Genomic DNA, 21,096 nt, shown 5'->3' with positions numbered 1-21,096 from the left:
TCACCCTTGCGGCAAGATTTCAGGCCGCGACCGACTGTCGGGCACCTTCCAAACGAAAACGCCGCGGTCGAAAGCCGCGGCGTTTCGCAATCAATCTCCTGGCCGAGCTCAGCTTGACGGCTGAGGCTCCATGCCGCCTTCGGGCTCCGGACCCTTCTTGCGGCGGCTGCCGGACTTCGGCACGGCCGAGCCGCGGCTCGGCGGCGTGTCGTCGCCGAGATCGCGGGCGGGCTTATGGCCGGCGATCAGTTGCTTGATCTCCTCGCCGGACAGCGTCTCATATTCCAAAAGCCCCTGCGCCAGCGCGATCCATTCCTTCTTCTTCTTCGTCAGGATGGATTTCGCCGTCGAATAGGCCTCGTCGATCAGCCGGCGCACTTCAGCGTCGATGATTTGCGCCGTCTCTTCCGAGACGTTCTGGGTGCGTGCCACCGAATGGCCGAGAAACACTTCCTCCTGATTTTCGCCATAGGCGACGTGGCCGAGCTTGTCGGAGAAGCCCCAGCGCGTGACCATGGCCCGCGCCAGCTTGGTCGCCTGCTCGATGTCCGAGGAGGCGCCCGAGGTGATGTTCTCCTTGCCGAACTTGAACTCCTCGGCGACGCGGCCGCCCATCATGATGGCGAGCCGCGAGATCATGTATTTGTAGCTCATCGAATAGCGGTCGCCTTCCGGCAACTGCATGACCATGCCAAGCGCCCGGCCACGCGGGATGATGGTCGCCTTGTGCAGCGGATCGGCCGACGGCACGTTCAGCGCCAGGATGGCGTGGCCGGCCTCGTGGTAGGCGGTCAGTTCCTTCTCGGCCTGGGTCATGGCCGACGAGCGGCGCTCGGCGCCCATCATGATCTTGTCCTTGGCGTCCTCGAACTCAGCCATGGTGACAAGGCGCTTGTTACGCCGCGCCGCCATCAGGGCGGATTCGTTGACGAGGTTCATCAGGTCGGCGCCGGAAAAGCCCGGCGTGCCGCGGGCGATGACCTTGAGGTCGACATTGGGCGCCAGCGGCACGTTGCGCACATGCACCTTCAGGATCTTCTCGCGGCCGACGATGTCGGGGTTCGGCACCACCACCTGGCGGTCGAACCGGCCCGGCCTGAGCAGCGCCGGATCGAGCACGTCCGGCCGGTTGGTGGCGGCGATCAGGATGATGCTTTCGTTGGATTCGAAACCGTCCATTTCGACCAGCAACTGGTTTAGCGTCTGCTCGCGCTCGTCGTTGCCGCCGCCGAGACCGGCGCCACGATGGCGGCCGACCGCGTCGATTTCGTCGATGAAGATGATGCAGGGCGCATTCTTCTTGGCCTGGTCAAACATGTCGCGGACGCGGCTGGCGCCGACGCCGACGAACATCTCGACGAAGTCCGAGCCGGAAATGGTGAAGAACGGCACGTTGGCCTCACCGGCGACCGAACGGGCAAGTAGCGTCTTGCCGGTTCCGGGAGGGCCGACGAGCAGCACGCCGCGTGGGATCTTGCCGCCGAGCCGCTGGAATTTCTGCGGATCGCGCAGGAACTCGACGATCTCTTCCAGATCCTGCTTGGCTTCGTCGACACCGGCCACATCCTGGAAGGTGACGCGGCCATGCGCCTCGGTGAGCAGCTTGGCCTTCGACTTGCCGAAGCCCATGGCGCGCCCGGAACCGGACTGCATCTGGCGCATGAAGAATATCCAGACGCCGAGGATCAGGATCATCGGAAGCCAGGAGATAAGATAGCCGAACAGCGAATTGGACCCATCGGATTCGGGACGAGCGTTAATGGTGACGTTCTTGTCCTGCAGCCTCGAAACCAGCGAGGGATCTCCCGGCGAATAGGTTTGGAAGCCGGTTGCGCTGTCGGTATAGGTACCGGAGATGCGGGAACCCGCGATAGTGACCGTCTTGACTCGGCCGGCCGCAACGTCCTGCAGGAACTGCGAATAGGGGACATCGCTCGCTGCTCCGCGCGTCTGCGGCGTCTGGAACAGGTTGAAGAGAGCGATGAGCAGAACCGCTATGATCGCCCAGAGCGCGAGATTACGATAATTCGGATTCATCAATTGTCCCGTTGGCGCCCGCTGGCGGACACGCGTCGTGAGAGGAAACTTGGGTCTAACATAGGGATGGCGCCCTCCCTTGCCAAGCAGAACAGCATGTCGCGGTTAAGCTTTCGCCCATGATCAACCGGCAGTGTGGCCGCCGAAAGGCACGGCTGGAACGAGCGGCGCGCCGATCAGCGCGGCGACAGTCCTGGCCGGCGCCAGATCGAAGGACGGCAGGAAGCGGGCGAAGGGCGCAACAACCGCACATGTTCGTGTCGAGACCGGACTGTCCTGCACCAGACCAAGGCATTCGCCAAGGTATTCGCCAGGGTATTCGCCAGGGTATTCGCCAGGGTATTCGCTTGAGCGCCACAACGCCGGCTCGGCCGCCAGGGCGGCTCGCACAAGGCTTGGCGGCGTGCCGTCTTCAGCAATTGCCCGTTTTGCGGCACGAGCCGTGCCGAGCGGCGCGATCAAAAATGCACCGGGCTTGTCGCCCAATGTGATCCTCCAGCGACCGTCCCAGAGGGCATTGTCCACGGCCGGAGCCGCGGGCGGCAGGTTGCGGGTTTCGCGGCGCAGGAAGATGCCGGCACGCCGCGCATCGACCACCGTCCGCGACAATGTGGCGCAAAACGGGCTCGCGCAAAATGGGGTGGCGCCAGATGGGGGGGCTCCAGATGGGGGGGGCGCCAGATGGGGGGCGGAAGACAGCCCCGCCCTCAGCCGTTCGAAAAGCGCCTCGCCGCGAGCCTGGTCGGGCAGAAAGGCAACGCCGCCGACAGTCGCCAGCAGGATGCGCAGCGCATAGACGGCCGCCGGCTCGTAGCCGGCCGCCGCAATGCCCGGATCGAGGCGGACAAGGCCGTCGGCCGGCTTACTGGCGAAGCCGCGGATCAGCGCCGCCGCGCGATGGCCAAGCTGTTCGCGCTCGACCGCGGCCCGCGCGGCCAGCGCCAGCGCGTCCTCCATGCGCTGCGCACCATTGCCATCGGCCAGTGCTGCGCGCATGCGCGGCCGCTCGAAAGCCTCGTCTTCGTTGGTCGGGTCTTCGGCCCAGCCGACATTTGCGCGCCGCAGGACGTCGCGCAGCGCCGCACGCCGTGTGCCGAGAAGCGGCCGTGCGATCCAGATCCGCCAGTCGTAAAGGGTTGCGGGCGCCATGCCGGCAAGGCCTCGCCCCCCGTCGCGGGCGCCATCGTCGCGGACTTGCCGCATCAGCACGGTCTCGGCCTGGTCGTCGGCAGTGTGGCCGGTCAGGATCAGGCCAATGCCTTCCGCCCGCGCTGCCTCGGCCAGCAGCCGGTAGCGTGCCTCTCGCGCGGCGGCCGGCAGGCCGGTCAACGGCTTGCGTCCGGACCAGACCAGGATGCGATGGGCAATGCCGTGCCCGGCGCAAAGCCTAGCCACGTCTTGCGCTTCCGCTGCCGCGCCCGGACGCAAACCATGATCGATCGTCACAGCCAGCAATTTCGTTGCCGGCGCGGTACAGTCGAGATGGTCTTTGAGGAGAAGGAGAAGGGCGGTCGAGTCGCTTCCGCCGGATACGGCCGCAACAGCGCCGTTGGTAAAGTCGATCTGCGAAAAATCCGAAACCTTAGGCTCGGTCTCGAGCATCAATGCATGTCGCCCAAAAGTGGGCTCGGTTTTGGGGCAATGACATGCAAGAGCAAAACTAGCACGCCGCGAGCGCCCTTTCCTGCTTGACGCGTTCCTTGAGCGCGCCCGAAACGTTGGGATAGCGCTTGCCGATCTCGCCGAAAGTGGCGCAGGCCACGTCGCGCTGGTTCAGTCCGACCAGCGACACACCGAGCTTCAGCAGCATGTCGGGGGCCTTCTTGGCCTTCGGATAGTCCTTGCTGGCCGCCAGGAAAGTCTCGGCCGCGTCGCGGTATTTCTGCTGGCCCAGCAGCGACTCACCCAGCCAGTAATGCGCGTCCGCCGCCTTGGCGTCCCTGGGGTAGCGGGCGATGTGGTCGCGAAAGCCCTGTTCGGCGATGTTGTAGTCGCCCGACAGGATGAACTGGTAGGAGTTGCGGTAAAGCTCCTCCGGGTCGTCGGTGGCGGGCAGCGCCGCGACCACCGTGTCGTCGGGCTTGCCGGTCTGCGTCCCAGTGGCTTGGCCGTCGGTGGCTTGGTCGCCGGGGATGGGGTCGGTGCTGTTCGCCGGTGCATGCGCTTGCGTGTTGCCGTCGGAGTCGACAACGTTGCCGTTCTTGTCGACGGTGATGGTACCGAACGTCTTTGGCGGCGCGCCCTGGATGACCGTGCCGGGCTCGCCTGTCGGCGATTCGACGATGACCTCCTGGCCGGCGTCAGGCGGTATGCCCGCATCGGCCGGCGCGTGCGTCGCCGGGGCCTCGGCGACGCTGCTCTCGGTCTCGGTGGTGGCGTCCGACTTCTTCTGCTCGCCAGGTTGCTGCGCGCCTTGCGAACCGCCCTCCAATTGCTGGAAGCGGAACTCGTTGTCTTCCTGCTGTTTGCGGATCTGCTCCTGCATCTGCAAAACCTGGAAATTGAGCTCTTCGATCCTGCCGTTCATCTGCCGGAGCTGCTCCTGAAGAGCCGTAGCGCTGGTGCCGTCCTGCGCGAATTGAACCTGATCCGGCTTCTCGCTGGACTTTTCACCGAAAACGCCGGGCAGGTTGATCTTGGGCAAATGGAAGGAAAGACCGCCTTTCGACGGTTGCTCGGTGCCGCTTGCCGGGGCGACGATGCTTGTTAGGAGCAGCAGCGCAAGCGTGCCGCTCAAGACCGATCTGAAATGCATGTGCCTCTCGCCGTGAAATTGTTGGCCTGTTGCGCGCCTTCCGATCAGGATGGACCGTCAGGCTACTCGGCTCTTAGCAGGACGCAGGACTTCGGCCAAATTTTGTTTCAAGGCTCATATCCGGGCTCCGGACATGAAAAAGGCGGCCGCAGCCGCCTTTCGCACATATGTGTTGCATTTCTGCCGATCAAGAACCGGCGCCGCTGAGCGTGGTGACGGCGCGACGGTTCTGCGACCAGCAGGAGATGTCGTCGCAGACCGCGACCGGACGCTCCTTGCCGTAGGAAATGGTCTTCAGGCGCTGGGCGGCAACACCCCTGGCGACGAGGAAGTCGCGGGTGGCGGCCGCACGGCGGGCGCCGAGCGCCAGGTTGTATTCGCGTGTGCCGCGCTCGTCGGCATGGCCTTCGATGACGATGGCATACTGCCCGTACTGGTTCAGCCACTGCGCCTGGCGCGAAAGCGTCGTCTGCGCGTCGGCGCGGATCGAGGACGAATCCGTGTCGAAGAAGATGCGGTCGCCGATGTTGACGGTGAAGTCCTGGGCCGATCCGGGCGTTGCCGCCCCGGCGCCGCTAAGGCCGAGATCGGCGGCGCTGTTCGGGGTCTTCTTCGAAGCGCAACCGGCGATGGCGAGCAACGCCACCAGTGCAATCATCACCGGGCTTCTGGTAAGTGCTGCGATACGGCCCATGCCGCCTCTCCTTCGCAATTCGAGTGATTTCATTGATCCTCCAGTAACCACGTTTGGGTTAACCGGCATTCAAGAAACACGGTTAAGATTTGGTTCCGGCTGCCGTCCGCAGCCGTTTTGCCAGAGGGCCACCCAAGGGGCCACAATGCGCGCGGACCGTAGGCGGAAATGCGGCTAAAACGCGACTAAGGCATGAAAACAGGCCGAAAGCGCGGCTTATCCGCCACCGTTGCAAGCCTGCAACTAAAGCAAAGGATACTCAATTAGAACATCCTATACTCGCGCTATTCCAGCAACGGGGACCATGCCGGGTCCGACGCGAAATTCGCGGTCGGGATCGGTTGTTCGTTGCGGCCGGTGAGATCGACCGAAACGAGCTTCGGCCCGCCGGCTGAATCGCGGAAGAACATCAGCACCCGGCCGTTGGGAGCCCAGGTCGGCCCCTCCTGCTGGAAGCCTGTCGAAAGGATGCGCTCACCCGAACCGTCGATGCGCATGACGCCGATCTGGAATTCGCCGGCGGTCTGCTTGGTGAAGGCGATGAGATCGCCGCGCGGCGACCACACCGGCGTCGAATAGACACCGTCGCCGAAGGAGATACGGGTCTGGCCCGAACCGTCGGCGCCCATCACGTAGATCTGCGCGCGGCCGCCGCGGTCGGAGGTGAACACCACCTTGCTGCCATCCGGCGAATAGGACGGCGAGGTGTCGATCGCCGTCGAATTGGTGAGCCTGGTCGTCGAGCGGCTTCTCAGGTCCATGGCGAAGATGTTGGAATTGCCGTCCTCGCGCAGCAGGCTCATGATCACCTTCTGACCGTCGGGCGAAAAGCGCGGCGCAAAGGTCATGCCGGGGAAGTTGCCGACCAATTCGCGCTGCCCGGTCTCGATCTGCAAGAGATAGACCCGCGGCTGGCCGCTTTCGTAGGACATGTAGGTGATTTCCTGCCGGTTTGGCGAGAAACGCGGGGTCAGCACGATCGACCTTCCATCCGACAGATAGCGGACGTTAGCGCCATCCTGGTCCATGATGGCAAGGCGCTTCTTGCGCGCATTCTTGGCGCCCGATTCGTCGATGAAGACGACGCGCGTGTCGAAATAGCCCTTCTCGCCGGTCAGCCGTTCATAGATGGCGTCGGCGATGATATGGGCGACGCGCCTCGTATTGGCGTCGTTGGCGAAGAACTGCTCGCCGGACATCTGCTGGCCGGCAAAGGTGTCCCACAGCCTGTACTGGGCGCGGACGCGGCCGTCGGCCTCCTTGCTGACGCTGCCGGTCACCAGCGCTTGCGCATTGATCACCTTCCAGTCTTCGAAGCGCGGCGTCGCATCCGGGTTCGAGATCTTCTCGATGAAGGCGCTCTTGTCGATCGGTGCGAACAGGCCGGAGCGCTTCAGGTCTGCGCTGACGATGCCGGAAATCTCCGCGCCCAGCGCATCGCCGCCCTGGAAATCGGTGATGGCGATCGGCAGCGGCTCGACATTGCCTTTGTTGACGTTGAGCTCAACGAGCGCCCGCGCCGGCAAGGTGGCGGCGGCAGTCATGCCCAGCGCCATCGCTGCGATCATCAGGAGCGGCTTGAGGATGGATTTCATGTCTTCTCGCTTCTCTTCAATGATACTACGTGCGCCAGGCCTACAGGCCGAGCATCTCCCTCGGATCGAAAGTGACCCGAACATCGGCCCAGATGTCTTGTTTGCCTGCGGGAACCTGCAGGCCGGCGACATCGCATTTCTGAACCGCGCGAACTGCACTTTCGTCAAACGGACGATTCCCGCTGGACTTTTCTACGGATGGCCGTCCGTCGAGCTTGCCTGAGGCGTCCAGGTTGAACCGGACTACGACTATGAAATTCTCGGAACCCTCGAGTCCTGCCGGCAGTGTCCAGCAACCGCCAAGCTGGGCCTCCAATGCCCCCTGCTCCGATCTCGAAAGCTTCTGGCCCTGATCCTTGTCGCCGCCGAGCGATGCCTGCTGGGTCGAGCGCTTGGCGCCGCCGCCGGATGGTTTCTGCTTGTCGAGCAGCGCGGAAATCTCGTCGGCGTTGAATTGCTTGTCATCCGACTTGGGCCTGGACGAGGCTTCCTTGACCGGCTTGTCGGCGTTCTTGCGCTCCGGCGCCTTGGCGCTTTCGGCCTGAGCCGGTTGCGGCTTCGGTCGCGCCTGCGGCGCCGGCGCCGAATCCGGAAGCTGCGTCTCCTCGGTTGGCGGCTCCTGGGCAATGGCCTCGGCCACGGCGTCGGGCTTGACCTCCGGCTGCGGGTCGATGGCGGCGGTCTTGTCCTGCGGCGGGGCCGGCTCCGGCTCCTTGGCCGGTGTCGGTTTTGGCTCCGCCTGCTTGACCGGCTCGGGCTTCACCTCTTCCTTCGGCTGCGGGACCGGCGCGACCTCGGTCGCCGGAACAGGCTTGGGCTGCTCTTTCGGCTTCGGCACGTCCTCGTGCTTCGGCTTTTCGACCGGGGTTGGCGCAGGTGGCGGCGCCTCAGCCAGATCGACCGGCTTCGGCTTGGCTTCCGGCGTTATCGGCTTTTCCGTATCGACGCTGTTCTCGCCGACCTTCTGGGCATCGGGAACGATATCCGGTCGCTTGGTCGGCGTCGGCGCCGGCTTTTCATGCACCACGGCTTTCTTGTCGCCCTGCAGAACCTGCGCCATCGCCTCCATGGGCACGATATCGACCGACACCGATTCAGCGTCGGACGCGGGCATGGCAGGCGGCGAGGACAGCGTGAACAGCCCGAAGGCAATCGCCACCGTATGCAAGATCACCGATGTGGTGAGGCCGGTCCTCATCTTGCGTCTATTGATCCTGTTCCTGCAGTGAAACGAGGCCGATGTTCTTGTAGCCAGCGGCCGAGATGCGGGCCATCACCTTCATCGCCGTGCCGTAGTCCGTCGATCTGTCGCCGCGGATGAAGATGCGCTCATCGTAGCCGGTCTTCGAAATCGCCTGCAGCTTCGCCACCAGCTCCTCGATCGGGATCTCGGTTTCCTGGAGATAGATCTGGCCGGTGGAGTTGATCGAAACGGTGATCGGCTGCGTGTCGACATTCATCGCCTTGGCCTGCGTGTCCGGCAGGTCGATCGGCACGCCGACCGTCAGCAGGGGTGCCGCGACCATGAAGATGATCAACAGCACCAGCATCACGTCGACCATCGGCGTGACGTTGATTTCCGATATCAGCGCATGATGGCGGCCACGCCGCCTGTGGCCGCGCCCGCCGCGCCCCGCCATGCCTACGGACATACCCATCTCGTTGCTCCTCAGGCCTTAGGCGCTACTTTTTCATCGATTTGGCGCGAGAGTATGGCGGAGAACTCGTCGGCAAAGCCCTCCATGCGCATGGCGATCTTGTTCGCGTCCGATGACAGCTTGTTGTAGGCGATGACGGCGGGGATGGCCGCGAGCAGGCCTATTGCCGTGGCCAGCAGCGCTTCGGCGATGCCGGGTGCGACCACCGACAGGCTGGTGTTCTTGGATGCGGCGATCGCCTGGAACGAGGTCATGATGCCGATCACGGTGCCGAACAGGCCGATGAAGGGCGCCGCGGAGCCGGTGGTGGCGAGAAAACCAAGCCGTCCTTCCAGCCGTTCCATCTCGCGGGTCAGCGCCAGGTCCATTGCCTTGTCGATGCGGGTCTGCAAGCCGAGCGGCGATTTCGCACCCTTCTCGAAGCTCTTCTTCCATTCGCGCATGGCGGCGACGAAGATGGCGCCCATGCCTGACGTCTTGCGGTCGGCCAGCGTGCGGTAGAGCTCCTCGAGCGACTGCCCCGACCAGAACACCTGTTCGAAGCGATTGAGCGCAAGCCGCATGCGGCCATAGGCGACGAGCTTGTCGACGATGATCGCCCAGGTCCAGATCGAGGCGCAAAGCAACCCGATCATGACCAGCTTGACGACCCAGCCGGCCTGCATGAACAGTGCCCAAACTGACAAATGCGCGCCCGGTTCGGCGAGTGCGATGTTTTCCATGGTTACGTCCTTAAGATTTTCCGGGGCATGGCTGACGGTTGGCCCATGGGCGTCCCTTGTGGTCCGTTCGCGCAAGGCTTGCAGAATAACCCCAAAATGCACCGTTGGCGGCCTTTTCGGAGCAAATATTGGTGAAAGGAAGGCGCTGGATTCCGCCAATCTTCACCGATCTCTTCATGAACTGTTATGGTTAAGGATGAGTTAGGACGTACGGCGCGACGCATTGCCGCGCCCCGGGCGAGCCGCCCGGCGAATCGTCACCCGCTATCGAAGCGGACAGCGCCGGGTCAGCGACGCTGGGAGACGTTACCCATTTGCCTTCGGCATGAAGGCCGCAACCCATTCCTTCGGAAAACGTCTTGGCCGGCCGTTCTCGCCGATGATGGCCGCCTCGACCCGCGCCTCGACCAGCACCTCGCTGCCGCGCTTCAACTGCTGCGCCATGAAAATGCGCGCGCCGGAAATGTCCTCGGTTCGCGTCTCGATGGTCAAGATGTCGTCCATGCGGGCGGATCCGCGGAAGTCGATCTCCATGCGCCGCACCACCCAGACAATTCTTTCGCCATGCTTGCCCTCGGCAAGTTCGGTGTGATGGACGCCGGCAAGCCTGAGATAGTCGGAACGGCCGCGTTCGAAGAATTCGAGATAGCGCGCGTGATAGACGACGCCGGAGAAGTCGGTGTCGGCATAATAGACCCGCGCCATCAGCCGATGGCCGAATTCCGTCAGCGCGCCGGAAAGCCCGGCGCGGAGCGTCGCCGATTCACCATGATCGTCCATTGCGCTTTCCTTTTTCGGCCTGACCGGGCACCTAAAGCGCGACGCGCTTGAGGCAGTCGTTTCCGTGCGTGTCGTTGTCCCAGAGCCGCTACACGCTTTTGGGCGGCACGCATCAGCTTGGCGCACGAACCCGATGGCACTGTTGACGGCGATGATCAAGACCTTGATGGCGGCGCTGCTTGTGCTGGCCGCGCTGGCGCTGCAGGGCCAGGCAGCGAGTTTTTCGATGAAGCGGGGCCTCAATCTTGACCAATGGACGACATGGCCAGGCGAGGACAAATGGGGCGACCCGCACGCGATATTGCCCTATCCGGAATGGCGCAAGTTCCTCAACGACGACGACCTCAAGGCGCTTAGGAGCGCCGGCTTCGATTTCCTGCGCATGCCGGTCGACCCGTCGCCTTTCCTGTCGGAGCAGGCGCTGACGCTGCGCGACGAACTCTATGCCAGCGTGCTGGACTCGGTGCGCATGATCAACCGCGCCGGACTGAAAGCGGTCGTCGACATGCATCTGATCCCCAGCGGCGGCAGCCGCAAGATCGGCATGGGCGAGGTGATGGATGACCCGCAAACCTTCGAGGCCTATGTCGAGGTGGTGCGCAAGATGGCGCGCACGCTGGCCGATGAGGATCCGCGTCAAGTCGCCTTCGAGCCGATGAACGAGCCGATCGTCGACTGCGACACCGACGGCGCCGGCCTCTGGCCGGAGCGCCAGCAGAGACTGTTCGCGGCGGCGCGTGCATCGGCCACCAAGCTCACCCTGATCCTGACCGGCGCCTGCTACTCCAATGCGGCATCGCTGGCAAAGATCGATCCGAAGGCGATCCCGGACGACAACATCATCTGGACCTTTCACTCCTATGATCCGTTCCTGCTCACCCATCAGGGCGCGACCTGGGCCGGCGATTTCATCCCCTATGTCACCGGCCTGCCCTATCCGCTCACCGCCGTACCGCGTGCAGAGCTCGACGTGACGCTCGACACGATCCGCGCCCGGATCAAGGCCGAGGCGCCATGGGCGCGGCGGAACGGCCTGCTCGCCTACCTTGACGAACAGGTCGCCAGCATGGACACGGACGGAAAGCTGCTCGCTGTCATGGACGCGCCGTTCAAGACTGTCGCAACCTGGGCGAAGGCCAATGGGATAAAGCCCGAAAACATCACACTGGGCGAGTTCGGCATGATCCGCCAGGAATACGGCAATGCCTATGTGATGCCGGCCGAATACCGCGCCGCCTATGTGAGCGACATGATCGCGCGCGCCGAAGCGCACGGCTTCTCATGGTCGGTCTGGAGCCATGGCGGCGCCTTCGGCGTCGTCGACGCCTTTAACGGCGAAAAGGCCGAGCCGGAAGTGATGGACGCAATCAAGTCACTTCATTGAAGCGGTTCAGGCTGAACCCAGTTCAATCGAGAGAATTTCTGGGCGCATGCCAAAACGCACCGGCAGAATGCTGAAGCCGAGCCCTCCGGAAACGATCAGGTTGCGGTTGCGCTCGACGACGTGGCCATAGGCAAAACGGTTGCCGAAGCCGGATGGCACGACCGGAGAATAGCCGAGCAGCCGCACCTGTCCGCCATGGGTGTGGCCCGAAAGGGTCAGCGACACCCGTGATGGGACCTTCGGGAATATGTCCGGCTCATGTGCGAGCAGAATTACGGGGGCTTGGTCGCTCACCTTTGCCAGCGTGCCATGCAGATCATCCAATCCCTTGAATCCGCTGCGCCCCCAGGCTCTGCCCGGCCGCAGCGCAAGTTGGTCCGCAAGTCCGGCGACCCAGAAGCCGTGCCCGTCCTTGTCCAGGCGGACGACATCGTTTTCCAGCACCGGGATGCCGGCACGCTCGAGCGCCCTGCGCGCCAGCGTTGGCCCAGCCCCGGCCCTTTGCGCGGAAAGATCCTCCCACCAGTCGTGATTGCCAAGGATCGACCACACGCCGAGCGGCGCCTTCAGGCCGGATAAGGCAGGCGCCCATTCGGAGGAACCCACCCAGTCCGTAACCAGGCGCGTGCCGGCTGCATAGTCTCCAAGCAGGACAACCAGATCCGGCTGCAAGGTGTTCGCCCGTTCGGCAAGCGACCTAATCCGCTCCGGCGTCATCCATGGCCGGCAAGCATGAATGTCGGCGAGAGCGACAACGCGAAGCCGCAATCCTGCAGGCCAGTTTGCCGGAGTCAATGAATAGCGCTTCACGTGGGTCAGCAGCATCGGCTCGATGCCGACCGCATAAGCGCCGAGCGACACGGCCGACAAGAACGAACCGCCGATGAGGCGCAGAAAGCCACGTCTGGTGATCAAGCTCAGCTCCGTCGTTCGTGGGATCGACGGCCCCACAGCGCGAAGCGTTAGAGACCGCAAATGCGCCGGCAAGCTGACCACGATTAGGAGATTTTGCGCAGGAACGAAGCGTCGCGCGACGCTATTCTTCCTGGAACAGGCTGATCTGCTGCTGTGCCAGGTCCTTCGGCGCGTCGAGGCCGAGATGCCGCCAGGCATTGGCGGTCAGCGCGCGGCCGCGCGGCGTGCGCTGGATGAAACCCTGCTGGATCAGATAGGGCTCGATAATGTCCTCGATGGCGTCGCGCGGCTCGGAAAGCCCCGCCGCGATCGTCTCGATGCCGACCGGCCCGCCGCCAAAATTCCGCGCGATCATCGACAGATAGCGGCGGTCGAGCGCATCGAGGCCGAGCGCGTCGACTTCGAGCCGCGTCAACGCCTCGTCAGCGATCAGCCGATCGACATGACCGTCGCCGGCGACGGAGGCGAAGTCGCGCACGCGGCGCAACAGCCGGCCGGCGATGCGCGGCGTGCCGCGCGCGCGCCGCGCGATCTCCAGCGCGCCGTCGTCGCCGAGCGGCATGGCAAGAATGCGGGCGCCGCGTCGAACGATCTGCTCCAGTTCCTCGACGGAATAGAAATTAAGACGGACCGGAATGCCGAAACGGTCGCGTAGCGGATTGGTCAAGAGACCGAGCCGGGTTGTGGCCGCGACGAGGGTAAAACGGGCAAGGTCGATCTTGACCGAGCGTGCCGCCGGCCCTTCGCCGATGATCAGGTCGAGCTGGAAATCCTCCATCGCCGGATAGAGGATTTCCTCGACAGCCGGGTTGAGCCGGTGGATCTCGTCGATGAACAGCACGTCGCGGTCCTCGAGATTGGTGAGCAGTGCCGCGAGATCGCCGGCCTTGGCGATGACCGGACCTGAGGTCGAACGGAAATTGACGCCGAGCTCGCGGGCCATGATCTGCGCCAGCGTCGTCTTGCCGAGGCCGGGCGGGCCAACGAACAGCACATGGTCGAGCGCCTCGCTGCGACCCTTGGCGGCTTCGATGAACACTTTGAGATTGGCCCGCACCGCCGCCTGGCCGACGAAATCGCCAAGCGTCTGCGGCCGCAAGGTCTGCTCGGCGTCCTCGCCGCGCTTGTCGGGAGCAATGAGGCGGGGGGAAAGGCTCATCCCGCCTTCCTTGCATATGGCAGGGAACCGGACAAGCGAGGTCTCACCGCGCCAGCTCCTTCAGCCCGAAGCGGATCAGTTTCGACGCGTCCGCGCCCTCGCCCGCCGTCTTCATCGCCGCGGCGACCGCATTGGCGGCGATGTCGCGCGAATAGCCGAGATTGACCAGCGCCGAGACGGCGTCGGTGATCGGCGCCGGCGCGACGCCCTCGCCGAGTTCCTGCTTCAGGCTGATGGTGCCCGAGGCAGTGCCTGCATAGGCCGGCGCCTTGTTCTTCAGTTCGGTGACGATGCGCTCGGCCACCTTCTTGCCGACGCCCGGCGCGCGGCTGACCATGGCGATATCACGCAGCGCGATGGCATTGGCGAGATCGGCGGGCGCCAGCGTCGACAGGATGGCCAGCGCCACCTTGGCGCCGACGCCCTGCACGTTGTTCATCAGCAGCCGGAACCACTCGCGCTCCAGCACCGACTGAAAACCGTATAGCCGCAGCATGTCCTCGCGCACATAGGTCTCGATGAACAGCACCACCGCCTCGCCGGGTGCCGGCAGAGCGGCAAGCGTGCGCGCCGAGCAGTGAGCGACATAGCCGACGCCGTGCACGTCGATGATGCAGAAATCCTCGTCGATCTCATCGAGTGTGCCTTTGAGCTTGCCGATCATGCGTGATCCCTCATGCCAGCGCCGCGATCCTATAGGCAACGCTCTGCCGGTGATGCGCGTGGCAGATGGCTATGGCCAGCGCGTCGGCGGCATCGTCGGTGTCGAAAGTCGCCTTCGGCATCAGCACCTTGACCATCATGTGGATCTGCTTCTTGTCGCCGTGGCCAACGCCGATCACCGCCTTCTTGACGGCGTTGGGCGCATATTCGGCAACGACCAGACCTGCCCGCGCCGGCACCAGCATGGCGATGCCGCGCGCCTGGCCAAGCTTCAGCGTCGCTGCCGCATCCTTGTTGACGAAAGTCTGCTCGACCGCCGCCTCGTGCGGCATGGCGGCATGCAGGATATCCCTGAGCCCATCATGCAACTGGCAGAGGCGCGTCGCCAGCGCCGCCTTGTCGTCGGAGCGCACAGTGCCGGAGGCCACGAAGTGCAGCGAATTGCCGAGGCTCTCGACGATGCCCCAGCCGGTGCGCCTCAGTCCCGGATCGATGCCGATGATGCGAATCGCTTCCCCCATTCGCCAAGTCTACCCTTGGCGGAGAGCGATGCCAGCGAAATGTGAACAAACCAGAAACGGATACCCCGCTACGTCCCGGGCACGCTGTCAACCGCGGGCGAAAGCCGTATTGAGCAGCGTGATCTGGTCGGAAACCGGATTGACGCGGCGGCCGGATGAGGGCACGTCCGCCACGGCGTTGCCATAGATTTCCTCGTCCATGCGGCGCACCAGCGCCTGCAGACGCAGCGAGCGGTCGACGAGGTCGAGAAAATCCTTGGGCAGTTCGACCCAGCCTGCGGCATCGTTGTTGGCGGAAGCGGTGTCGAGACGCACCTTGGATTTTTCGGAAGCCACCTGATCGCGGGTCATCTCGCCGGAGTTCGCCGCGCGCTGCAAAAGCAGCCAGGAAGCGACTTGCATCAGCCTCGTGGTCAGCCGCATCGACTCAGCCGCGTAAAGTGTCGCCGCCAGCCTGGACAGTTTCTTTGCCTCGACCCGGCCCTTGCCGTCCAGATATTCGGCCGCCTGCTCGACCAGGCCCATGCCTTCCTGGTAGAGTGGCTTGAAGGATTGGGAGAAAACCCGGCGCTCCGCCAGCTTGACGGTTTTCGCGCTTCCCTTCGAAGACTCGTTCATCGATACGCCCCTGGACTTGCCTTACAGCCGGCCGATTCGGCGGCATCGCCGTCACGCCTGTAGCCTATATGACTGGAGCTTGAAAATGCGCTTCGGAGCCGGTGAAGGCAAGCACATGTTTAACAAACGGTTAACGGCGGCGCCGACGCCGGGCAACTCGGAATCGCGGACAAAAAAAGAGCCGCGGATAAGGCGGCTCTCAGGAGTTTAACAGGGAGGCGTCAAACAAAGTGGCTCCAACCACTCGGTAAGAATCCAGATCACTGGATGCGCATAGTAAACGCCCGTAAAGCTTAATGGAGTCTTAACGGTGCGGATATTTTTTGATCGAGCGCCGCCTGCCTGTGCCGTAACAGCACAGATGTTCTTCCACTCCCCGCAGCGTGATGGGTTGAGTTCACGCGGTCGATCCGCCGCCGGTCCCCGACATCAGCGCGGCGTACTCGTTCAGTCGCTCTATGATGCCTTCCGGCCGCATTCGCAGGACGCCGAAACAAACCTGCCTCCCACGCGACATCGTTCCGAAACAGGCGCCGCGCTAAACGCCCACTCCTCGCAGCGAGGCGGAGCAAATCTGCGCCGCTCATAAATCGTCAAGACTCCAAGGGATGGGGAACTATGGACTGGTACTCGATCATCAAATTTCTGCATATCGTCTCGGCGACCCTCTGGGTCGGCGGCGGGTTCATACTTATGGTGCTTGCCGTACGCGCCGACCGCGCCGGAAATATCGAAGGCATGCTGCAGGCCATGCGCGCCACCGGCGAGCTGGGCAACAGGTTCTTCGCGCCGATGTCGATGCTGACGCTCGCCTTCGGGCTGATCATGTGCTGGTTCTGGGTCGGCCTCTCCGACTTGTGGATCCTGATCGGCCTTGTCGGCTATGCGACGACCTTCTGCATCGGCATGTTCATCTTCAAGCCGACAGCCGACCGCATGGCGGGCATGATCGCCAAGGACGGCGTGACGCCGGCGGCCCTCGCCCAGGGCCAGCGCATCCTCGGCGCCGCACGCCTCGACTATTCGGTGATGCTGGTGATCATCGCCGACATGGTGCTGAAGCCGACGCTGAACGATGTCACTACCCTGGCCTGCATGGCGCTGGTCCTGGCCACTGGAATTGCTCTCGCCCTTGGCGGGGCGCGCCGGTTGGTGCCGAGTGCCGCCTGAAGTCCGCGGCGAAGCTGATAGAGCGGAGTGCGTTCAAACTGAACTGGGGCATCCGCTCTATCTATTTGTTTTAGCCGCATTTCTGCGACGCCAAACGATTCCACTTGGCTACAAAATGCTCTAGCCGCTCGGCCGCCGGCAGCTTCAATGGGCGACGATCTACAGGAGGCCGGCGATCCCGTCCCACAGAAGCTTGACCGCAACGACCGCCACGGTCGCGTAGGTGAATGGATAGAACAGTTCCGGCCGCATCCGTCGCACCAGCCAGGCGCCGGCAATGGTCGAGAGCGGCGCCAGCGGCAGCAGAACCGCCGACGCGGTCAGGTTGGTGGTGTCGAACTGTCCCAGCGCAAAATAGGGGATGAGCTTCAATGCGTTGGTGGCGGCAAAGAAGATTGCGGCGGTGCCCGACAGCACTTTCGGATCGAGCCGGATCGGCAGCGCATAGACCTGAAAGGGTGGGCCTCCGACATGGGCGACGAAGCTGGTGAATCCGGCGACCGTCCCCCAGAAAGCGGCAGCCGCGCGGTTGGGCTCGGCTGAGTGGTTCGCACCGTGCCGCATCTGTAGGTAGACCCAGCGAAGCACGAAGATAATGGCCACGGCGCCGACGATCAGCCGCACCATTTCCGCTGTCACCAGCGCCGCGGTCAGCCAGCCGAGGCCGATGCCGATCACCGCCCCCGGCATCATGTCCGTAAGCATCTTGCGATCGTAGACACCCCGCCATGTCCACACCGAGACGATGTCCATCAGGCACAGTATCGGCAGCAGGATGGCGGCGGCCTGCACCGGCGGCATGGCAAGCGCCATCAGCGGCACGCCGACGAAGCCGACCGCACCGCCAAAGCCGCCCTTGGACAGACCGACCAGGATGACGGCTGGAATGGCCGCGGCATAGAACCACGGATCGAGGAGGAGGCCTGACATCGGAGGAAGCAATTGGAGGGAACCCGTGTTGACTGGAACAGCCGATAAACCTTCGCGCCCGCGACTGCAAATATGCGCACGATCGGCCGATCGAAGCGACCAGGCGCCAAGGCCCGTCACAATGATCCCGCCCGCCTGTTCAAGGCAGGCACTTTGCTCTATGCCGCAATGCAACCATCTTCGCTCGGCATAGGCGGAAACCGGGATCGAAAGCCAATGAACGACGCTACGCCTCCAAATCGCTGCCGCATCGTGCTGATCGCGCCGCCCGGCGTGTCGGCTGAGCGCATCGGCGCGGCATTCGAGGGCGGCGACGTCGCCTCGCTCATCTTGCCTGAGAACGGCATGGACGAAGCCTCCTTCCAGACCTTCGCCGAGCAGATCGTGCCGGCGGCGCAAGCGGCGGGCGTCGCTGTCGTCATTGCCGGCGACACCCGCATCGCCGGCCGCGTCCAGTCCGACGGCATCCATGTCGAGGCCGGCAAGGCCGAACTCGCCGAGACGATCGAGCGCTTCCAGGGAAAGATCATGGTCGGCGCCGGTGGCGCCAAGACCCGCGACGACACGCTGGAACTCGGCGAGGTCAGGCCCGACTACATCTTCTTCGGCCGCTTCGGCTACGACAACAAGCCGGAACCTCACCCACGCAACCTGGCGCTGGGACAATGGTGGGCGGATGTGATCCAGATCCCTTGCATCGTGATGGCCGGATCCGACCTCGCCTCGGTGGAAGCGGTGGCAGCCACCGGCGCCGAATTCGTGGCGCTGTCCAGCGCCGTCTTCGCCGACGGCGTCGACCCAAAGATGGCAGTCGCCAGCGCCAATGCGATGCTCGACGAAACCGCGCCGCGTTTCGAGGATTGACGTGCCGGCGCGGACAATCCTTTTCAGTGTCTTCCTTGCGGTACTCACGGTGAATGCCGCCGTCGCGGAAACCGTCCCGTTGCCGCAACCCAAGCCCGGCACCGACACGCAGACGGACAAGCCGATCGCCACGCCGCTGCCGCAGCCCGCCACCACTGCGCCGTTGCCGTCGGCCGATGCCATCAATCCCGACCGCTTCGGTGCAAAGCCGTCGGATTCTGCCTATGGCGCCTTCCAGCGCGGCCTTTACAAGACGGCCTACAACCTCGCTTTGATCCGCGCCCAGAACGGCGATCCAGCGGCGCAGACACTGGTCGCCGAGATCTTGTCGCGCGGCCTTGGCATGCCGGTCAATGCGGCGGAGGCGGCGAAATGGTACGCGCTCGCCGCCGAGCAGGGCATACCGGAATCGCAGTTCCAATATGCGCTGATGCTGCTCGACGGCCGCTACGTCAAGAAGGATGAAAAGGCGGCCTACGCTCTGATGCAGGCCGCCGCCGAGGCCGGCAACCGCCTGGCGCTTTTCAACTTCGCGCAGCTGCTGGTCAAGCAGGATGCGGGCGATGCCGGCATCGCAAAGGCCGTGTCTTACTATCAGCGCGCCGCCGCGACCGGCCTTGCCGACGCGCAATACGCAATGGCGCAGATCTATGCCAATGGCGTCGGCGGCACGCCGCGGGACGATGCCCAGGCCCGAGGCTTGCTGGCGCAGGCAGCACGGCAGAATTACGACACGGCACAGATCGATCTCGCCGCCTGGATGATCGAAGGACGCGGCGGCGCCCGCGACCTGAAGTCTGGCTTCGGCTGGATGAAGCAGGCCGCCGAGGGTGGCAATGTCGCCGCCCAGAACCGCCTCGCCAAGCTTTACATGGGCGGCATCGGCACCGATCCGGACCCGATCCTTGCCGGCGCCTGGTACACCGTCGCCCGCCGCGCCGGGCTTATCGATCCGCAAATGGACGATTTTCTGCAGGGTCTGACCGAGGACCAGATCAAACAGGCGCTGCAGCGGGCCAACCGCCTGCCGTAACGCACCGCGGCTCGCTCCCTTGCCTCTCCTGGCGATTTGTGGTCTTGGAGGCGCCAAATCGCTTTCATCGCGAAAATCTCATTCCGGATTGCATCATCATGGCCAAGATCAATGGCAACGAAATCCGTCCCGGCAACGTTATCGAGCATGATGGCGGCCTCTGGGTGGCGGTCAGGACCAACACCGTCAAGCCCGGCAAGGGCGGCGCCTACAACCAGGTCGAGCTGAAGAACCTGATCAACGGCACCAAGCTCAACGAACGTTTCCGTTCCGCCGAAACCGTCGAACAGATCCGGCTGGAGATGAAGGATTTCTCCTTCCTCTACGAGCAGGACCAAGCGCTGGTGTTCATGGATACCGAAAGCTACGAGCAGCTTGAATTGCAAAAGGACTTCGTCGGCGACCGCGCCGCCTTCCTGCAGGACGGCATGATGGTGACGGTCCAGCTTTATGACGAAAGGCCGATCGGCATTTCGTTGCCCGACCAGGTGACGCTGACCATCACCGAGGCCGACCCGGTGGTCAAGGGCCAGACCGCGGCCTCGTCCTACAAGCCGGCGATACTGGAGAACGGCATCCGCGTGCTGGTGCCGCCCTTCATCGGTTCGGGCGAGCGCATCATCGTCGATACCAACGAAATCACTTACGTGCGCCGCGCCGACTAAGGCGCCCGGCAGCAGGAAGAAGCGCAGCAGGAAGAACACAATGGCGCGTTCCGCGATCCTCAACGTCATGGTCCAGGCCGCCATGAAGGCCGGCCGCTCGCTATCGCGCGATTTCGGCGAAGTGCAGAACCTGCAGGTCTCGATGAAGGGGCCGGGCGACTATGTCAGCCAGGCAGACCGCAAGGCCGAGGACATCCTCTTCACCGAACTGTCGAAGGCGCGCCCGGGATACGCCTTCCTGATGGAGGAGCGCGGCGTGGTCGAAGGCGACGACGGCCAGCACCGCTGGATCGTCGATCCGCTCGACGGCACCACCAATTTCCTGCACGGCATTCCGCTCTTCGCCATCTCGATCGCGCTGGAGCGCCAGGGCCAGATCGTCGCCGGCGTCATCTACAATCCGGCAATGGACGAGCTCTACACCGCCGAGCGTGGTGGCGGCGCCTTCATGAACGACCGCCGGCTGCGCGTCGCCGGCCGTACCAAGCTGATCGATGCGGTGATCGGCTGCGGCGTGCCGCATCTCGGGCGTGGCCAGCACGGCAACTTTCTTGTCGAGCTGCGCAATGTGATGGCCGAGGTCTCGGGCGTGCGCCGCCTCGGCTCTGCTTCGCTCGATCTCGCCTATGTCGCTGCCGGCCGCATGGACGGGTTCTGGGAAACCGATCTGTCGGCCTGGGACATCGCCGCCGGCCTCCTGCTGATCCGCGAGGCGGGCGGCTTCGTCTCCGACTTCGCCGGCGGACAGAACATGTTGGATGGCGGCTCGGTCGTCGCCGGCAACGAGATTATCCAGCGTGCGCTGCTGAAGACGGTGAAAAAGCCGGTGCCCCCACGCTGATCAACTTGGCGCGCTGAACCGCCGCAGTCGCAAAACCGCAACCAAAGCTTGAAATACTGTCCGGCATCCGCCCAGATAGGGGGTGCAGGATC

The 21,096-nt window shown here is 63.9% G+C and carries 21 protein-coding genes; 6 read left to right on the top strand and 15 right to left on the bottom strand.

Annotation, left to right across the window (positions count from 1 at the left end):
* Nucleotides 1-108: 108 nt before the first annotated feature.
* From ftsH to ybgC, 9 genes are all read right to left on the bottom strand, one after another.
* A complete protein-coding gene (ftsH, locus tag AC0NID_RS08260; RefSeq protein WP_473452556.1) occupies nucleotides 109-2,037 on the bottom strand; it encodes an ATP-dependent zinc metalloprotease FtsH in 1,929 nt (642 codons plus the stop codon).
* A gap of 123 nt (nucleotides 2,038-2,160) precedes the next feature.
* The gene (gene tilS, locus AC0NID_RS08255) at nucleotides 2,161-3,639 is read right to left on the bottom strand and encodes a tRNA lysidine(34) synthetase TilS (RefSeq protein ID WP_473522231.1); all 1,479 of its coding nucleotides are present in this window, start codon (nucleotides 3,637-3,639) and stop codon (nucleotides 2,161-2,163) included.
* Between the two features lie 58 nt (nucleotides 3,640-3,697).
* Entirely contained in the window at nucleotides 3,698-4,792 is a 1,095-nt protein-coding gene (gene ybgF / locus AC0NID_RS08250) for a tol-pal system protein YbgF (protein WP_473452554.1), read from the bottom strand.
* A 187-nt stretch (nucleotides 4,793-4,979) separates the two neighbouring features.
* Nucleotides 4,980-5,486, bottom strand: a complete 507-nt coding sequence (gene pal / locus AC0NID_RS08245) for a peptidoglycan-associated lipoprotein Pal (RefSeq protein ID WP_473452552.1) — start codon at nucleotides 5,484-5,486, stop codon at nucleotides 4,980-4,982.
* A 284-nt stretch (nucleotides 5,487-5,770) separates the two neighbouring features.
* On the bottom strand, nucleotides 5,771-7,054 hold the full coding sequence (tolB, locus tag AC0NID_RS08240; RefSeq protein WP_473452677.1) for a Tol-Pal system beta propeller repeat protein TolB: 1,284 nt from the start codon (nucleotides 7,052-7,054) through the stop codon (nucleotides 5,771-5,773).
* Nucleotides 7,055-7,121: 67 nt separating this feature from the next.
* Nucleotides 7,122-8,279, bottom strand: coding sequence for an energy transducer TonB family protein (locus tag AC0NID_RS08235; RefSeq protein WP_473452550.1), 1,158 nt, complete (start codon nucleotides 8,277-8,279; stop codon nucleotides 7,122-7,124).
* Between the two features lie 7 nt (nucleotides 8,280-8,286).
* Nucleotides 8,287-8,739 carry a protein TolR gene (gene tolR, locus AC0NID_RS08230; protein WP_473452548.1) on the bottom strand — a complete coding sequence of 151 codons (453 nt, stop codon included), beginning with the start codon at nucleotides 8,737-8,739 and terminating at the stop codon, nucleotides 8,287-8,289.
* Between the two features lie 11 nt (nucleotides 8,740-8,750).
* Nucleotides 8,751-9,461 (bottom strand): protein TolQ, encoded by a 711-nt coding sequence (gene tolQ, locus AC0NID_RS08225; RefSeq protein WP_473452546.1) that lies wholly within the window; start codon nucleotides 9,459-9,461, stop codon nucleotides 8,751-8,753.
* A 306-nt stretch (nucleotides 9,462-9,767) separates the two neighbouring features.
* Nucleotides 9,768-10,241 (bottom strand): tol-pal system-associated acyl-CoA thioesterase, encoded by a 474-nt coding sequence (ybgC, locus tag AC0NID_RS08220; RefSeq protein WP_473452545.1) that lies wholly within the window; start codon nucleotides 10,239-10,241, stop codon nucleotides 9,768-9,770.
* Between the two features lie 133 nt (nucleotides 10,242-10,374).
* Here ybgC and AC0NID_RS08215 point away from each other — a divergent pair, with 133 nt between their 5' ends.
* The gene (locus AC0NID_RS08215) at nucleotides 10,375-11,625 is read left to right on the top strand and encodes a glycoside hydrolase family 5 protein (RefSeq protein ID WP_473452543.1); all 1,251 of its coding nucleotides are present in this window, start codon (nucleotides 10,375-10,377) and stop codon (nucleotides 11,623-11,625) included.
* A 6-nt stretch (nucleotides 11,626-11,631) separates the two neighbouring features.
* On the opposite strand, the gene AC0NID_RS08210 is transcribed toward AC0NID_RS08215, so the two are convergent.
* The 5 genes from AC0NID_RS08210 to rcdA form a co-directional block, all read right to left on the bottom strand.
* Entirely contained in the window at nucleotides 11,632-12,540 is a 909-nt protein-coding gene (locus tag AC0NID_RS08210; RefSeq protein WP_473452541.1) for a metallophosphoesterase, read from the bottom strand.
* A 121-nt stretch (nucleotides 12,541-12,661) separates the two neighbouring features.
* Nucleotides 12,662-13,699 carry a Holliday junction branch migration DNA helicase RuvB gene (gene ruvB, locus AC0NID_RS08205; protein WP_473452539.1) on the bottom strand — a complete coding sequence of 346 codons (1,038 nt, stop codon included), beginning with the start codon at nucleotides 13,697-13,699 and terminating at the stop codon, nucleotides 12,662-12,664.
* A 43-nt stretch (nucleotides 13,700-13,742) separates the two neighbouring features.
* Nucleotides 13,743-14,363, bottom strand: coding sequence for a Holliday junction branch migration protein RuvA (gene ruvA / locus AC0NID_RS08200; protein ID WP_473452537.1), 621 nt, complete (start codon nucleotides 14,361-14,363; stop codon nucleotides 13,743-13,745).
* Between the two features lie 10 nt (nucleotides 14,364-14,373).
* Nucleotides 14,374-14,883, bottom strand: a complete 510-nt coding sequence (gene ruvC, locus AC0NID_RS08195; protein WP_473452535.1) for a crossover junction endodeoxyribonuclease RuvC — start codon at nucleotides 14,881-14,883, stop codon at nucleotides 14,374-14,376.
* A gap of 87 nt (nucleotides 14,884-14,970) precedes the next feature.
* On the bottom strand, nucleotides 14,971-15,501 hold the full coding sequence (gene rcdA, locus AC0NID_RS08190) for a protease adaptor protein RcdA (RefSeq protein ID WP_473452533.1): 531 nt from the start codon (nucleotides 15,499-15,501) through the stop codon (nucleotides 14,971-14,973).
* 618 nt (nucleotides 15,502-16,119) lie between these two features.
* On the opposite strand from rcdA, the gene AC0NID_RS08185 reads away from it, so the two are divergent.
* Nucleotides 16,120-16,671, top strand: coding sequence for a DUF2269 family protein (locus AC0NID_RS08185; RefSeq protein ID WP_473452531.1), 552 nt, complete (start codon nucleotides 16,120-16,122; stop codon nucleotides 16,669-16,671).
* 159 nt (nucleotides 16,672-16,830) lie between these two features.
* Here the strand turns inward: AC0NID_RS08185 and AC0NID_RS08180 are convergent, their stop codons facing one another.
* Nucleotides 16,831-17,601 carry a sulfite exporter TauE/SafE family protein gene (locus AC0NID_RS08180; RefSeq protein ID WP_473452529.1) on the bottom strand — a complete coding sequence of 257 codons (771 nt, stop codon included), beginning with the start codon at nucleotides 17,599-17,601 and terminating at the stop codon, nucleotides 16,831-16,833.
* A 216-nt stretch (nucleotides 17,602-17,817) separates the two neighbouring features.
* Between AC0NID_RS08180 and AC0NID_RS08175 the strand changes: the two genes are divergently transcribed.
* From AC0NID_RS08175 to AC0NID_RS08160, 4 genes are all read left to right on the top strand, one after another.
* Entirely contained in the window at nucleotides 17,818-18,465 is a 648-nt protein-coding gene (locus AC0NID_RS08175) for a thiamine phosphate synthase (protein WP_473452527.1), read from the top strand.
* A gap of 1 nt (nucleotide 18,466) precedes the next feature.
* Entirely contained in the window at nucleotides 18,467-19,498 is a 1,032-nt protein-coding gene (locus tag AC0NID_RS08170; RefSeq protein ID WP_473452525.1) for a tetratricopeptide repeat protein, read from the top strand.
* Nucleotides 19,499-19,596: 98 nt separating this feature from the next.
* Entirely contained in the window at nucleotides 19,597-20,163 is a 567-nt protein-coding gene (gene efp / locus AC0NID_RS08165; RefSeq protein ID WP_473452523.1) for an elongation factor P, read from the top strand.
* 40 nt (nucleotides 20,164-20,203) lie between these two features.
* Complete coding sequence (locus AC0NID_RS08160) at nucleotides 20,204-21,004, top strand: inositol monophosphatase family protein (protein ID WP_473452521.1); 801 nt, start codon at nucleotides 20,204-20,206, stop codon at nucleotides 21,002-21,004.
* The last annotated feature ends 92 nt before the right edge of the window (nucleotides 21,005-21,096 follow it).

The organism is Mesorhizobium sp. WSM4821 (assembly GCF_055901555.1).
This window is presented reverse-complemented; position numbering and strand designations above follow the sequence as displayed.